Raw genomic sequence first — 15,976 nt, 5'->3', positions numbered from 1 at the left:
CTTACCGAAATTCGTATTGAACGCCAGCGACTTCGAGCTTGTCGCCTACGTGTAATTTCTTACCACGTCTATTTTCTGATTCACCATTCAAAATTACGGGATTCTCTTGTAGATACCATTTTGCTTGGCCACCAGAAGAAATGATGCTCTCTTCTTTTAAAAATTGACTTAGGGTAATATACTCGCCCTTAATTGCAAAATCTTTGATAGTACTCACCTTCATTGCTCTTTTTATTACATATACAATTATATTCGTTAATCAGACAAAAGACAAACTTAAGCGGCGTTTTAAGGCGTTTTGAGCGATTTTTTATCAAGTGTATCTGGTCATAGTGAAATACACTAAAAATAAATGGACGCTCTCTTAGACTACTCATATAAAAAACGCATCAAAAAAAGCCACCTAACTCGGTGACTTTAGTTTTGATTTTTTAGCTTAATTAGAAAGTTCTAACTGGAGTAATTAATTGGACGAATTCTACATCGTCTTTATTTGGTGTAACGGTGAATGGACGAAGTGGTTGGGTAAAGTTCATCACAACTGCATCCGTAACAGAAGCACGCAAAGCATCTCTTAAATAATCTGGGTTAAATGAAATATTCAAATTATTACCAGTAAGATTCTTGAAGCTAACTTCTTCTTCCACGTTACCAATTTCTGCAGAAGTACCAGTTAATTTAACTTTTTGATTATCGACATCAAGGTCTAAGTCAACAACATTGTTGCGACCTGCGTGAGTCAAAAGGCTGGCACGATCAAGTGCGCTTGATAATTCACTTAAGTCAAATTCAACACTAGTTGTGCTTTCAGTTGGAATTAAACGATCAGTATCTGGGTAATTTCCATCAAGAAGACGTGAGTAAAATGAAATGTTGCCAATTTGGCAAAGCATTTGGTTATCACCTGGCATTACTTTAACTTCAGGATCGGCTTCACCAATAATTCTTGATAATTCTTGCAAACTCTTACCAGGAATAATCAAATCGGTTTTAGTTTGAGGTCCGTTTTCTAAAGCAATGGTTCTTTCTGATAAACGGTGTGAATCAGTAGCTACTGCCTTAATTGCATCAGGACTAAAAGTGAAATGAACACCAGATAAGATCAAACGACTTTCTTGAGTAGCAACAGCGAATTGTGTTTCATTGATAATTTCACGCAAAACTTTACCGGTAATAACAAAAGAGGACTCGTCTGCAATTTCTGGAAGGCGTGGATAATTATTGGCATCCAAACCATTGATTGTAAATTCACTATTTTCAGATACGATTCTGGTTTGGAAACTTTCTCTTACTTCAAATGAGAAATCTTTACCCGGCAATTTCTTAATGATTTCACTGAAAAAGCGTGCTGGTAAAACGATTGAACCTGTAGATTCAACATTTAAATCTTCACTAACTGGAATCTTAATTTCAATAGAAATATCTGTATCGCTACCAGTCAAAACTAATTCTTCATCTGACAAAGTCAACTTAATTCCACTAAGAATTGGAATAGTTGCTCTAGATGAAATAGCTCGCATTACATTATTCAAATTTTCCAAAAATAAATTTCGGTTAATTGAGAACTTCATTTACAGCCTCCTGTTTCGAGTACGTTTTTCTTTTATATTAATTATATATTTTTTTAGTTAGTAGTAGTAGACCCTGTGATTTCTGTTGAAAACTATCAACAAGCTTAAAATAACGGAATTTGTCCGGTTGAAAAAATGTGTAAAAAACCAAAAGTTTTCCACAGTGGATAACTTTTAATGATCTAGCATTTGTTTCAAATCATAAATCGCAGATTTAATTTCTGAATCGGTTTTTATCTGTTGTTGGATCTTATCACATGCATGCATTACCGTAGTGTGATCTTTTCCACCGAATTCTTGACCAATTTTTGGTAAACTTGCGTCAGTTAATTCGCGAGACAAATACATAGCAATCTGTCGCGGAACAACGATTTGTCTAACTCGTTTTTTACCCTTCAATTCTTCGGTTGAAGTTTGGTAATAGTTAGCTACTACTTCCTGAATTTTAGAAATTTGTAAACCACGATTCTTTTGGACTAGTTTCAAATCAGCTAGAGCTTCGCGGGCCAAAGTAACGTTAATATCTTCTTTTTCGATAGTAGCGTGAGCTTGAACCTTGACTAATGCACCTTCTAGTTCACGAATGTTGGTGTCAACTTGTGAAGCAATGTAATCAAGCGTATTGTCGTCAATAGTTAGGCCTTCTGCTTCAGCTTTTTTGCGCAAAATTGCGATTCGAGTTTCTAAGTCAGGTGGCGTAATTTCAACTTGCAAGCCCCAGGTAAACCGTGATACTAGTCGCTCTGACAGATCAGGAATTTCTGTTGGCAGACGGTCACTGGTCATAACGATTTGTTTTTGATCGTTATAGAGCGTTTCGAAGGTGTGGAAAAATTCTTCCTGAATCCCTTCTTTTTTTGCAAAAAATTGAATATCATCAACTAACAGCAGGTCACAAGTTCTGTATTTTTCGCGGAATTGGTCCTGCGTTTTGTTTTTGATAGAGTTAATAAAATCGTTGACAAAAGTTTCACTTTGAATGTAAACAACCTTTGCATTTGGCCGCTCAGCAAGCATTTGATGGCCAATTGCTTGCATCAGGTGAGTTTTACCAAGCCCCACTCCACCAAAAATAAAGAGTGGATTGTAAAAACTTCCCGGACTGTCAGCAACAGCTAAAGCCGCGCCGGCAGCCAATTTGTTCCCTTCACCTTGAACGAAATTGTCAAAAGTATACTTGTCATTCAACTTTAAATCTTTTGCAAATTCATCTTGTCTAGGCTGAGCCAAGGGGCGCCGTGGTTCATGGCGCGGTTCAGGAGTAACAATTCTTTCTGGACCAGACTCTCCTTCTATTTGAAAAGTAGGAATAATTTCCATACCAGCATAGCCATATGCTGATTGAATTAATTCTGAAGAAAGATTTTTCTCCCAATATCCTTTGGCTACCGGGTTTTGAACTGCTATTTTTAGTTCGTGTGAATTTTTGTCAAACGAAATAGGTTTTGTGTTTTTGAACCAAGCATTATAAGCGACTTCATTGAAACGTTCGCGCATTTCGTCGTTAAAATGCTGCCAAAATTTATCGATATCGAACAAAATAAATTCCCCCAATAGTAAAAAGCAAATTTATTTTATCATTTTAGTAAAAAGTTTTCCACAAGCAAAAAATACTATTCCCAAATCAACAGCTTGTGGATAATAATTTTAATCTAGTTTTAATCGAGAGTGTGCATATTTAAATAGTTCTGGTTTTAAACAATAAATCTGTGGATTAAATATGTGATATTAACAATAGTTTAGCATAAATTTCGCAACCGTTATCCACATGCTGTGAATTCTTTTTTAAACAGCTTGTGGGTTGTGGATAAACTTGTGCAGTTTTATGTGGGAAGTGAATTGTGGAAAAATTTATCTATTTTTTATCCACACTTTTTTATTAAAAAATCTAGAACCTGTGCGGTTTTTTTGAATTTTTTCCTTGGTTTTTTTGACTAAACATGCTATTCTAGATAAGAAATTGTGCAGTTAGCACGAGTAAAAATGGAGGTGCAGTTTATGTCAACTAAGAGAACTTACCAACCTAAGAAGCGTCACCGTTCACGTGTTCACGGCTTCATGAAGCGTATGAGCACAGCAAATGGCCGTAAGGTTTTAGCAAGACGCCGCGCAAAGGGTAGAAAAGTCTTATCTGCTTAAACCACTGAAATCCCAGTGGTTTTTTTAGTCTACTAGAGTGGAATGAAACGTTTTGAGAAAGTCGTATCGAGTAAAGTCTGAAAAAGACTTTCAGAAAGTATTTAAAGATGGCGAGTCAGTCGCTAATCGAGCTTTTGTCATCTATAAAATAGAAAAAACAGAAAATAAACACTTCCGGGTGGGCATTTCTGTCGGCAAGAAAGTCGGGCATACGGCCGTCATCCGTAATCGACTTAAGCGTTACATTCGGGCAGTGCTTACTGAGTATAAAACGGAGATTGATCCGCAAATTGATTTCTTGGTAATCACCCGACCTTATGCTCGCAATTTTGACATGACTGAGGTACGTAAAAATTTAGTTCATGCACTTACCTTGGCTCACGTCATTAAAGAAGTGCCAGATGAAAATGAGGAAAAAGAGAGTGAAAGACATTCTGACTAAGAGAAATGTCAAACGTCTACTTGCTGCTTTAGCAGTGGTTTCAATTGCCGTTATTTTGACGGGTTGTTCTACAACTGGTTCTCAGCAAGTCGCACCAATTTCACATACTAGTGGAAATTGGTGGGATCGTTGGATTGTTTATTACGTATCTCAATTTCTGTTGTGGCTTGCCAAACTTCTAGGCAACAATTATGGCTGGACAATCATTGTCTTCACTATTATTGTTAGAATTATCTTGCTTCCTTTGAATGCTATCTCAATTAGAAGCTCATCAAAGATGCAACAAATTCAACCACAAATTACAGAATTACGTAAGAAATATCCTGGACGTGACACGGAATCAAGACAATTATTATCACAAGAAACAAATAAGCTCTACAAAGAAGCAGGTGTAAATCCATATACCGGATGTTTGCCATTGCTGATTCAGTTGCCAGTTATGTATGCTTTGTATCAAGCGATCTGGCGTACACCTGAATTGCAAAATGGTCATTTCCTATGGATGGACTTAGGTAAGCCTGACCCATACTATGTAATGCCTATCTTAGCGATGATTTTTACCTTTATTTCAACTTACATCGGTCAAATGTCCACTCCACAATCATCACAATCTTGGATGACCAAGATGATGACCTACGGAATGGCAGTGATGGTAGGGGTTATGGCTATTGGCTTCCAGTCCGCCATTACACTTTACTGGGTTATTTCCAACCTCTTCCAGGCAGTTCAAACATTTATCTTGCAAAATCCTATTAAATATAAGAGAGAGCAAGAAGCTAAGGCTGCGGAAGAACGTGAGCGTAAACGTCGAATAAGAAAAACTTACAAGCGTATAGGACGCAAGAAAAAATAAATATTTTAATCTAAAATCATTTTTAGATAAAGTAGTCAAAGTGCTTTATCCATCATGATCTATTTCATGGTGGCATAATGCACTTTTTTTATTGAAAAGGAATGAAGATTATGGCTCAAACTTTAACTGAATTCGATACAATTTCAGCAATCTCAACTCCAATTGGGGAAGGTGGAATCTCAATTGTCCGTACTTCTGGCGAAGATGCTATCAAAATTGTGAATGAAATTTTTAAGGGTGCCGATCTGTCCAAAGTTCCTACTCATACGGTTCATTACGGACATATCGTCGACCCTGCAACTGGTAAAACAATTGATGAAGTAATGGCAACCGTGTTTAGAGCGCCAAAGACTTTTACAAGAGAAGATATCGTTGAAATTAGTTGTCACGGTGGGATCGTAGTTACCAACCATATTTTGCAATTGATCTTGGCTCAAGGTGCGAGAATGGCTGACCCGGGTGAATTTACTAAGAGAGCTTTCGTTAACGGGAGAATTGATTTAACGCAAGCAGAAAGTGTCATGGATATTATCCGCGCCAAGACTGATAAGGCGCGTCAAGTCGCTGTAGGTCAACTTGAAGGTGGGCTTATGCACAAGGTAAAGGCTATGAGACAAGAAATTTTGGATACGCTTGCTAATGTTGAAGTAAATATTGATTACCCTGAATATGATGCTGATCAAGTTACTGCAAAGCAAATGGCCGATACTTCTAAAGACGTGATTAGTCAAATCGATAAATTATTAAAGACTGCTCAAGAAGGAACGATTTTGCGTAACGGCCTGGCAACTGCGATTGTCGGCCAACCTAACGTGGGTAAGTCATCTTTGCTTAATTATTTAACTCAAAGCGATAAGGCGATTGTAACTGATGTGGCCGGAACCACTCGTGACACACTAGAAGAATATGTTTCAGTAAAGGGTGTACCACTGAAGTTGATCGATACCGCCGGAATTCATAAGACTGATGACAAGGTTGAACAAATTGGGGTTGAGCGGTCACAAGCTGCACTGAAAAAAGCCGATCTAGTTTTGCTCTTAATCGATGGTAGTCAAGCACTTAGCGACGAAGACAAGGTTTTAATTAAAGCAACGCAAGATAAAAAGCGCATCATTATTTTGAATAAATTAGACTTAGGTCAGAAAATTACCGTAGATGAATTGAAAGAAAAAACTGGCAGTGAAGTTATCTCCACCTCAATTTTGCAAGAAAAGAATCTAGATGAATTAGAAGACTTAATTAAGAAACTCTTCTTCTCTGGAATTGAAAATTCAAATGACCAAATAATGGTTACTAATCAGCGTCAATCTGGCTTACTTGCTAAAGCTAAGCGCGAACTAGAGGATGTAGTTCAAGCAGTTAACGATGATATACCAGTTGATATTGCACAAATTGACTTTAACGGAGCCTGGGACACTTTGGGAGAAATCACCGGTGATAGTGCACCAGACGAATTAATTAACACACTCTTTAGTCAATTCTGTTTAGGAAAGTAGGGACAAAATGAAGACATACGATACGAACGAATATGATGTAATTGTTGTTGGGGCTGGGCATGCCGGCAGTGAAGCAGCTTTGGCTAGTGCTCACATGGGGTTAAAGACTTTGGCTTTAACAATCGGCCTTGATATGGTTGCTTTCATGCCATGTAATCCTTCTGTTGGAGGTCCTGCTAAGGGAATCGTTGTTAGAGAAATCGACGCTCTTGGCGGTCAAATGGGGAAGAACATTGATGCCAGCTACATTCAAATGAGAATGCTTAATACTGGTAAAGGTCCTGCAGTTCGTGCACTCCGCGCTCAAGCAGATAAGAATAAGTATCACGAAGTGATGAAGGATACGATTGAAAACACCCCTAACTTAACTTTGCGTCAGGCTGTGGTTGATCAATTGATCGTTGAAGATGGTGTCTGCAAGGGTGTAATTACTAATACCGGTGCAAAATACCATGCAAAAAGTGTCGTCCTTACTACGGGGACAGCCGCTCGCGGCCGAATTTTTATCGGTGAATTGAACTATTCTTCAGGTCCTAACAACACCATTCCTGCCATTAAGTTGTCAGAAAATTTGGAAAAATTGGGCTTTAAGTTACGCAGATTCAAGACTGGTACTCCACCACGCGTTAATGGAAATACCATCGATTTTTCAAAGACTGAAGAAGAACCAGGAGACAAGACTCCACGTCACTTTTCATATGAAAGTAAGGACGCAGACTACTTAAGAGATCAAATTTCTTGCTGGATGACATACACCAATCCTGTTACTCACGAAATTATTAATGAAAATCTTGATCGTTCACCGATGTTCTCTGGAGATATTGTCGGAGTAGGGCCTCGTTATTGTCCATCAATCGAAACTAAGATTGTTCGTTTCGCCGATAAAGATCGCCACCAACTTTTCTTGGAACCTGAAGGACGCGATACTAAAGAATATTACGTAGGTGATTTTTCTACCTCAATGCCTGAAGAAGTTCAGTTAAGAATGCTCCACAGCGTTGCGGGACTTGAACATGCAGAAATGATGCGTCCAGGATATGCGATCGAATATGACGTAATTGATCCATGGCAACTTAAGCACACTTTGGAAACTAAGAATATTAAGAATTTGTTTGCGGCAGGGCAGATGAATGGTACTTCTGGTTATGAAGAAGCTGCAGGTCAAGGTTTAATTGCCGGAATTAATGCGGCTTTGAGAGCAAAAGGGAAGCCTGGCTTTACTTTGGGTAGGGATGAGGCCTATATCGGCGTATTAATTGATGACTTGGTAACTAAAGGAACTAACGAACCATACCGTCTTCTTACCTCTAGAGCAGAATACCGCCTGATTTTGCGTCATGATAACGCTGACTTGCGTTTGACCCCATACGGTCATGAATTAGGTCTTATTTCTGATGAACGCTACGCAGAATTTGAAGATAAGAAACAGGCGATTGCCGAAGCTCGCGAAAAACTCAGCAAGATAACTATTCACCCTAATGAAGAAGTTCAAGAGTTCTTGAAGAGTGTGGGCGAAGACAAGTTGAGCGCAGGACTCAAGGCAGACGTCTTCTTGCGTCGTCCTCGTGTAACTATTAATGATATTGAAAAATTGACTGGCGAAACTATTTCTGAAGATCGCTACGTTAAGGAACAAATCGAAATCAATATTAAGTACGCTGGCTACATTAAGAAAGAACAAATCAGAATTGATCGCTTGCACCGTCAAGAAGCTAAGCGTATCCCAGCTGATATTGATTACAACCAAATTGAAGGTTTGGCTACTGAAGCAAGACAAAAGTTTGAAAAGATTAGACCAGAAACTTTGGCACAAGCTGAAAGAATTTCAGGAGTTAACCCAGCAGACTTGGCTATTTTGAGTGTGTATATTCAAAATGGTCGCTACAGTAAAGTGAAATAATAGCATTGAAAGTTCTCTTTTATCATTTGATAAAAAGAGGGCTTTTTTTATTAAAATAAAAAAATTTTTGTCTATATAAAATTTTAAATATATTGTAAAAAATGACCTAAAAAATCCACTTTGGTAATTCGTTCACATATAAAAGCGCTATCGTATCTAAATCATAATAAAACACTTATACAAGTTTGTGAATTCACATTCTTGCAAAAACGTTTACATTGCTGATGCAAAGCCGATAAATAACATTTGTAAATGTGAAAAAATATGTTTTAATAGTCTATGAGAGAAATGATTATTTAAGGAGATGCACTTAATATGACAAAAATTAATGGTTCAGATGCAATGTTCCAAGTTTTATACGATTGGGGTATTGATCACGTTTATGGTTTCCCTGGTGGTTCATTTGACTCAACAATGAACGCTATTCACAACTGGAAAGATAAGATCAAGTTTATCGAAGTACGTCATGAAGAAGCTGGTTCTTTAGCAGCTTCTGCTGAATACAAGCTTACTGGCAAGGTTGGTGTCTGCTTCGGTTCAGCTGGTCCTGGTGCTGCTCACCTCTTCAACGGTTTGTACGATGCTAAATTCGACAAGACTCCAATGGTAGCTATCGTTGCTAACGTACCAAGCAGTCGTCAAGATATTGACTTCTTCCAAGCATTTGATGAAGACAAGTGGTTCTTAGACGCAAGCGTATGGTGCCGCCAACCAAATACTCCAGAACAACTTCCAATCTTGATGGATGAAGCTATTCGTCAAGCTTATGAAAGAAAAGGTCCTGCAGTTTTGATCGTGTCAAAGGACTTCGGTTGGGACAAGATCGAAGATAACTTCCGTGTTAACAAGGATGTTCACCCAGAACCAAATTACGCTGCTCCAACTAAGACTTCAGTTGAAGAAGCAGTTAAGCTTTTGAAAGAAGCTAAGAACCCAGTTGTTTACTACGGTAATGGTGCAAAGCATGCTGGTGCAGAATTAAAGGAATTTGCTGAAAAATTCAAGACTCCACTTCTTTCATCATACCTTGGTAAGGGTGTAGTTGAAGATGACTTCCCAGCATATATGGGTACTATTGGTCGTATCGGGCCAAAGGCTGCTAACGAAATTCAAGGTCACACTGACTTGGTAGTTTGGGTTGGTAACAACTCACCATTCTCAGTATTATGGTTCCCAAAGGATGCTAAGGTTATCCAAATCGACACTAACTCAGCAATGTTTGGTAAGCGTCACTCAGTTGATGTTGCAATGCTCGCTGACTCAAAGAAGGCTCTTCGTGCATTAATCGATGCAGGTGAAGAACGCACTGAATCACCACTTTACAAGGCTTCAATTGCTGACCGTGAAAACTGGGATGCATGGCAAGCAAGCTTCAAGGACTCAAAGGAAAGTCCAGTTCGCCCAGAACCAATTTGGGATGTAATCAACAAGGAAGCTGCAGACAATGCTGTCTTTGCAATTGATGTTGGTAATGTAAACATGGATCACGTACGTTTACTTAAGATGCACGATGACCAACTCTGGACCACTTCAGGTCTTCACGCAACTATGGGCTACGGTGCACCTGCTGCTTTAGTTGCTGCAACTGTTTACCCAGACCGTGAAGTATGGCAATTAGCCGGTGACGGTGGTTTTGCAATGATGAACCAAGAACTCTTGACGATGGCTCGTTACAACATGCACGTTTTGAACATTGTCTTCACTAACGAAACTCTTGGTTATATCCAAGCTGAACAAGAAGACGAATCAAACCAACCATTATCAGGTGTTATCATTCCAGATAACGACTGGGCAAAGGTTGCTGAAGGTATGAACGTTAAGGGTGTAGTTGTTCGTACCAAGGAAGAATTTGAAAAGGCAGTTAAGGAATGGAAGAAGATGGATGGCCCAATGCTCATCGACATCAAGTACACTCACGAAATGCCTTACTCAACTGAATTGAACAGCCTTGACGATCCAGCCTTCGTCAAGAAGTATCAAGCAGAAGACTTGAAGCCATTTAGTTACTTTGCTGAAAAGTATGGTATGGAAACTGATGCTGCTACAGGTGCATCTCAACATGAAGAAGAAGTAGAACCAGAAGATCCAGAACCAGATACTGTTTCAGGCGCTTCACAACACTAATTCTGCTTGATAAACAAAACTTATAAAAGCGAAACCTTTTAGGTTTCGCTTTTTTTGTTGGTTGCTCGTATAATAGAAAATGACTATATAGATGGAGGAATTAAAAAGATGCAACAATTTGGCGTTATTGGTTTATCCGTTATGGGTAAGAACCTCGCTTTAAATGTAAGAAATCATGGCTTCTCAGTTTCTGGTTTTAGTATTGATAAGCCAGAAGTTGATGCTTTTGCAAAATATGAAGATGATAAATTAAAGCCATGCTATACATTAGAAGACTTTGTTAACTCACTTGAAAAGCCACGTAAAATTTTGATCCAAATTATGGCAGGAAGACCTGTTGATCAAGTTTTACATAATTTGCTCCCACTTTTGGATAAAGGCGATATTGTGATTGATGGTGGTAACTCAAATTATCATGATACTAACCGCCGTTACCACGAAATGGAAGAACATGGTATTCACTTTATCGGTATGGGTGTTTCTGGTGGTGAAGAAGGAGCATTGAACGGACCAGCTCTTATGCCAGGTGGGGATGAAGAAGCTTATAAGGAAGTTGCTCCAATTCTTGAAGCCATCGCAGCTAAGAACAAGGAAGGTAAGCCATGTGTTAGTTACATGGGTCCTGAAGGTGCTGGTCACTATGTAAAGATGGTTCACAATGGTATTGAATATGCTATTATGCAAGAATTCTCAGAAGTATACAACTTGCTTCGTGACGTTGCGCATAAGAGTAATGAGGAAATGTCAGAAATTTTTGACGAATGGAACCACGGTGTAGTTGAAGCTTATTTGAGTGAAATTACGTCAAAGGTTTTGGCACAAAAAGATGATCTTACACCAGATAATATTATTGACCATATTTTAAATGTTGCTTCATACAAGGGTACTGGTAACTGGACTCTTGAAGATGGTGTAGCTCTTGGCGCTCCAGTAACTGTTATTGCTGAAGCAGTTATGGCACGTTTCATGAGTAAGCAAGCTCATGATGCTCTTAAGAGTGGTATCAAGCCTACTAAGTTTGAATACAAGGGTGAAATTCCAGATAACTTAGTTGATGAATTCGGAAAGACTTTACAATTAGCACAAGCTGTTGCTTATGCACAAGGCTTCCAAGAATTAACTATGGCTGCTAAGGCCTACAATTGGGACCTTAGATACAAGTCAATTGCTCAAGGCTGGGAAGCAGGATGCATTATCCGTTCCGCAATGCTTAAGGATATTGAAGATGCCTATTCAAAGGACAAGGAAATTATTAACTTGTTTGAAGATGGCTACTTTAGAGACTTAATGGAAAAGAACCTCCCATCTTTGAGAAAGTCAGTTGAATTTGCCACTAAGGCTGGCGTACCAACTCCAACGTTAAGTGCTGCACTCAATTACTTGGAATCAATCTTCAATCCTAGCTTGCCACAAAACATGATACAAGGACAACGTGACTACTTCGGTGCTCATACTTACTTCAGAAATGATCGTGAAGGTGTCTACCACACTGAATGGTACGAAGAAAAATAATGTGTTACACGTGTAACAGAAGAACTTCTTGATTGAAGTTCTTTTTTCTACCTAATATTTATGACTTATGCAAGTAAATTACATAATTACTCACTTGCTGTGTCTTTAATCGCAATCTCAGAATCAATCCCTAGTCTCTTTAAGATTTTCTCTGGTTACTTAGCATATAAAACTCACAAAAAGTTCAGAAATATCTTCTTAATGGCTGTAGTAAGATTTGTTCTCTATGCAATTGTTGGATTCTTATTTGTAGCTAAAGTTTCAGATTGGACCTTAGTTCTTGCAGTTGTTGTAATCAATTTCTTCTCAGATACTTTTGGTTCTTACTCAAGTAGTTTAGTATCACCATTAATTGCAGATATCGTTGACAAAGAAGAATTTGGTGAAGCTGAAGGATTCACTAGTGGTGTATCAGAAGTTATCAATATGATTGCTTAATTTGTTGGCTCAGGCTGACTTTTGTTCATGTCTTACTCTAACTTAGCATTTGTTAACGCATTTACATTCTTAGCAGCAGGTATCTTATACGCTAGTGTCGGTTTAAGACATAAAAAGAACGGTAATGATCTAGAACCCCAAGAAGTTAATGATCAAAAATTCGTTGCAACCATGAAATCTTCATATACACAAGCTAAGAAGGCATCAGGATTGTTAACAATCATTGGTGTTCTCTCTCTTATTAATGGTGTATTAGGTGCAATGAGCGCCTTAATCCCAATCGTTATGGCAGGACACAAGACAACTATGTTAATCAGTAGTTACAGTTTCACTATGGCTGTACTGGGTGTTGTTGTTAGTTGCGATGCCGCATTAGGAAGTATGTTTGGTCCTCAATTGTTCAAGAAAGTATCAGCTTTTACAATGACTGTTGTTGCCTGTGGTCTTAGCATATTGACTACCCTTTCAGCAATTACTGCTCATATTTACGTTGTATTACCATTCTTCTTTCTTTTAGCAGCAAGTGCCAGCATTACTTTTATCAAGTTATCTCAATGGTCAGTTAACACTGTTGAACGTAAAATCTTAGCTTCTACAGTAGGTATGCTTAACACTTGTGTAATGGTAGCTTATCCTATTATGACTACTATCTTCACTACAATATCAGGTGCAAGTGATGCTAGATTTGCTTTAATCGCATTACTCTCCGTAGAAGCAACTGTTTTATTGGTAACGGTACGAATGAGTATTAAAGTTAAGAAATCATAAACCAAAATTGCATCAACTGCGAAAGTTAGCGATTAATTGATATTGTAATGTTTAACTTTTCAAAACTTTCTATAAATTATTTCTAATTAAAAAATCCTACTATAACGAGGTATATATCAATACCAAATTTTATAGTAGGATTTTTAATTTCAAGAATATAGCAACAAAAAAAGGTGTATGGATCAGAACCACACACCAAGTTTAACTTATCAAGAAGGTGATAAACATAGAAACCTTTTTGCTAGGGCGCTTGGCTGGGGTGTACTACCAATACACCGAATCGGCGCCCAAAAGTGTCTGGTTACCAGCCGTCAAGATTAACCAATAATTATCTTGTCGTATAAGGTAATTATAACATGAATAGGCGCAAAGAAAAGGCTTCTACTCTTTAGTAGGAGTCTTTTTGATATCTTCAACATAAAATAAACATGTGTTTGACAAGAACTAAAGTTCGTGATAAAGTTACATTAATCTCAAACTTATAACTAATAGCAAAAAGCAACTGAAAAATAGTAGTTGGCTAGATTACTATAGTTTTGGCTAGAGATCAAATTCATTGTTAACAGTTACTTAGCGGTAATGGAAAAGTACTGTTAATAAAAAAAAAAAAATATTTCATATCAAGTAGTAATAAAAAAGACAGGCTCAATTTGCCTGTCTTTTTTGATTATCCTCTATAGAAATAAGTTGGTAAATTCTTATTTACTTTTACATTAATTCCATAAATCCAATTATCTGTTCCTTTAATATGATAAATAGTTTGTAATCCATTAAAAGATCCTGATGCAGAAGCTATAGCATCACCTCTTAACCCATATTCTTTTCTGTCAACAGTAAATCTAGTGCCGTTAGGTACCTTTTTAACCAAAATTGCATTATCGTGATTATCAAATTCATATATTGAAGCAACTTTGTTATAACTTACGGAATTAACGACTGCTGTCGCCGTTTCTCCTGTACCAGTTGGTGTAGGAAGATTATCAATATTACTACCTATAATTGCCCCAAGATTGTAGGATTTAACATATTGCTTGGCTGCTGGTGAATTACCAATATTAAAATAATGTTTACCATTTTTAAATTTTAAAGATGATCCATAGGTAGTAACGGTTTGACCCTTATAAAGTTTCCATGCACCATTAAATGATGTTCTACGGTTTGAGCTGCTGTAAATATAGGTATTATGGGTAACTTTTCGTTTTACACCATCTACATTAGAAGGATTAATGTATTGATTCTTATTTGCAACTTTATAATATTGTTTCCCATTAATTGAAACAGGTTTATTTTCTAAATACACGTCTGTATAAGCATTGTAGTATTTTCCAGTATTATTACCATTTTTATCATAAATAATAGATTTACTTACGATAGTTTTTAATATTGTATTTCCACGAACAAATACATTGTCTGTAGTTGCTGCATTAACCAAATTTATTTTTTCTTCTGTAACCAAGAAGAAAGCAAGTAATGTTGTAGAAAGCATTAATGCCACTTTTTTTGTTTTCATGTTTTTACCTCATTTCTGATAATTGTGATTGTACATCATTACAGATCTGAAATACTTCGCCACAATTTAAAAAATTTTGCTTAAAAAGCAAAAAGTCGATAAATCGACATTAGAAATGTGATTTATCGACTTCTATGATATAACGTCTAAACGATTAATACCATGACAACTTATAGATTGTGCTGTAATCAGTGTATGATACATATGTACCATCAGATTTTTTCTTCTTAATGTGATATGCAACAGTTAAGTAAGCATTATTTGAATCAATTGCTTGGATTCCTTCAACTTCAGTATGCCGACCAGTATGTGGTTGGTCAATCACACCAGATGCACTTAAGTTCACATTTGTCCATTGATTTTGATCATATCTAGCATTAGCCGGAATTACCAAAATTTCTTTATGGAAAGTATTTCCCTTAGGAAATGCACCAGTACGAGTATTAATTATTGGTGCTTTTTGGCTAGAAATAAAGACGTTATTATCATTATCAATGTCAAAACCTTGAAGTGAATGTAAAACATAACTGGTATCATTAACGTTATTTGAAAATAACTTCTCAATAACGAATGAATCAATAATCTCATTTGATTCGATTTTACCAATATCAAAATAACGATGAGCTCCATCATTATTTTGAACGCTGTCAAGAGCATTATTAATTGCTGATAGGTTGTAAATTGTAAAGTATCCCTTACCATTACTATCAACAGTTACCAATAGAAACTTAGTGTGATCAGGAGAAACAGCTGCTTCCGCACGTACTAGACTTCCCGTATATGAAAGATTACCAGCACGATCAAGGTGTGCTAGACGTGGAAAATCAAAATGAGTATCATGGTAACCACCATTATTCTTAATATTTACACGTGCAATTTGGATTGCCCAACCATTGCTTGATTTAGTACCAATAAACCAATTATTTGGACCTGCATATGACCAAGTTTGAGTGTGTCCAGCAGCAGTACCGTGCAAATCTAAAATTTGAGTAAATGCTCCGCCTGACTTACTTCTACGTAATACATAAGTGCTTTGTGCATTATCACGTAATTGTAAAGCATAGACATATGCTGAGCCTACATCACCTTTTTGTACCACTGAGTGGTGACCTACATTTAATGAAAATTCTCCATTATTTGAAACGCTTGATGTTTCATACATAATAAAAATACCTCCGAAAAAAATTAATTATTAAAACTACTTATCCTGAGCTTCATCAGTA

12 protein-coding genes and 1 pseudogene are annotated in these 15,976 nt (G+C 37.2%); 8 read left to right on the top strand and 5 right to left on the bottom strand.

Annotated features, from left to right (window positions below):
* Position 1 precedes the first annotated feature (1 nt).
* From yaaA to dnaA, 3 genes are all read right to left on the bottom strand, one after another.
* Positions 2-223: a S4 domain-containing protein YaaA gene (yaaA, locus tag FC46_RS07155; protein WP_157046805.1), complete on the bottom strand. Its 222-nt coding sequence runs from the start codon at positions 221-223 to the stop codon at positions 2-4.
* Between the two features lie 217 nt (positions 224-440).
* On the bottom strand, positions 441-1,571 hold the full coding sequence (dnaN, locus tag FC46_RS07150; RefSeq protein ID WP_057799245.1) for a DNA polymerase III subunit beta: 1,131 nt from the start codon (positions 1,569-1,571) through the stop codon (positions 441-443).
* 174 nt (positions 1,572-1,745) lie between these two features.
* Positions 1,746-3,110 (bottom strand): chromosomal replication initiator protein DnaA, encoded by a 1,365-nt coding sequence (gene dnaA, locus FC46_RS07145; protein ID WP_057799244.1) that lies wholly within the window; start codon positions 3,108-3,110, stop codon positions 1,746-1,748.
* A 459-nt stretch (positions 3,111-3,569) separates the two neighbouring features.
* Between dnaA and rpmH the strand changes: the two genes are divergently transcribed.
* From rpmH to FC46_RS07105, 8 genes and pseudogenes are all read left to right on the top strand, one after another.
* Positions 3,570-3,710 (top strand): 50S ribosomal protein L34, encoded by a 141-nt coding sequence (rpmH, locus tag FC46_RS07140; RefSeq protein ID WP_057799242.1) that lies wholly within the window; start codon positions 3,570-3,572, stop codon positions 3,708-3,710.
* Between the two features lie 52 nt (positions 3,711-3,762).
* Positions 3,763-4,152, top strand: coding sequence for a ribonuclease P protein component (gene rnpA, locus FC46_RS07135; RefSeq protein WP_057799240.1), 390 nt, complete (start codon positions 3,763-3,765; stop codon positions 4,150-4,152).
* Positions 4,133-5,005, top strand: coding sequence for a YidC/Oxa1 family membrane protein insertase (locus FC46_RS07130; protein ID WP_157046804.1), 873 nt, complete (start codon positions 4,133-4,135; stop codon positions 5,003-5,005). The genes rnpA and FC46_RS07130 overlap by 20 nt, the downstream gene beginning before the upstream one ends.
* Positions 5,006-5,115: 110 nt before the next feature.
* A complete protein-coding gene (mnmE, locus tag FC46_RS07125; RefSeq protein ID WP_057799236.1) occupies positions 5,116-6,501 on the top strand; it encodes a tRNA uridine-5-carboxymethylaminomethyl(34) synthesis GTPase MnmE in 1,386 nt (461 codons plus the stop codon).
* A gap of 7 nt (positions 6,502-6,508) precedes the next feature.
* The gene (mnmG, locus tag FC46_RS07120; protein ID WP_057799235.1) at positions 6,509-8,401 is read left to right on the top strand and encodes a tRNA uridine-5-carboxymethylaminomethyl(34) synthesis enzyme MnmG; all 1,893 of its coding nucleotides are present in this window, start codon (positions 6,509-6,511) and stop codon (positions 8,399-8,401) included.
* A gap of 315 nt (positions 8,402-8,716) precedes the next feature.
* Positions 8,717-10,525 carry a pyruvate oxidase gene (spxB, locus tag FC46_RS07115; protein WP_057799233.1) on the top strand — a complete coding sequence of 603 codons (1,809 nt, stop codon included), beginning with the start codon at positions 8,717-8,719 and terminating at the stop codon, positions 10,523-10,525.
* Positions 10,526-10,633: 108 nt separating this feature from the next.
* Complete coding sequence (gene gndA, locus FC46_RS07110) at positions 10,634-12,037, top strand: NADP-dependent phosphogluconate dehydrogenase (protein ID WP_057799231.1); 1,404 nt, start codon at positions 10,634-10,636, stop codon at positions 12,035-12,037.
* A 45-nt stretch (positions 12,038-12,082) separates the two neighbouring features.
* Positions 12,083-13,243, top strand: a pseudogene (locus FC46_RS07105) (MFS transporter); the annotation flags it as partial.
* Between the two features lie 667 nt (positions 13,244-13,910).
* Here the strand turns inward: FC46_RS07105 and FC46_RS07100 are convergent.
* Positions 13,911-14,753: an SLAP domain-containing protein gene (locus FC46_RS07100; protein ID WP_057799229.1), complete on the bottom strand. Its 843-nt coding sequence runs from the start codon at positions 14,751-14,753 to the stop codon at positions 13,911-13,913.
* 154 nt (positions 14,754-14,907) lie between these two features.
* A complete protein-coding gene (locus FC46_RS07095; protein WP_057799227.1) occupies positions 14,908-15,915 on the bottom strand; it encodes a helveticin J family class III bacteriocin in 1,008 nt (335 codons plus the stop codon).
* Positions 15,916-15,976 lie beyond the last annotated feature (61 nt).

This window comes from Lactobacillus kalixensis DSM 16043 (assembly GCF_001434335.1).
In the GTDB taxonomy this organism is placed as follows: Bacteria; Bacillota; Bacilli; order Lactobacillales; family Lactobacillaceae; genus Lactobacillus; species Lactobacillus kalixensis.
Note: the sequence above shows the minus strand (reverse complement) of the source record. Positions and strands in the feature narration are given on the sequence as shown.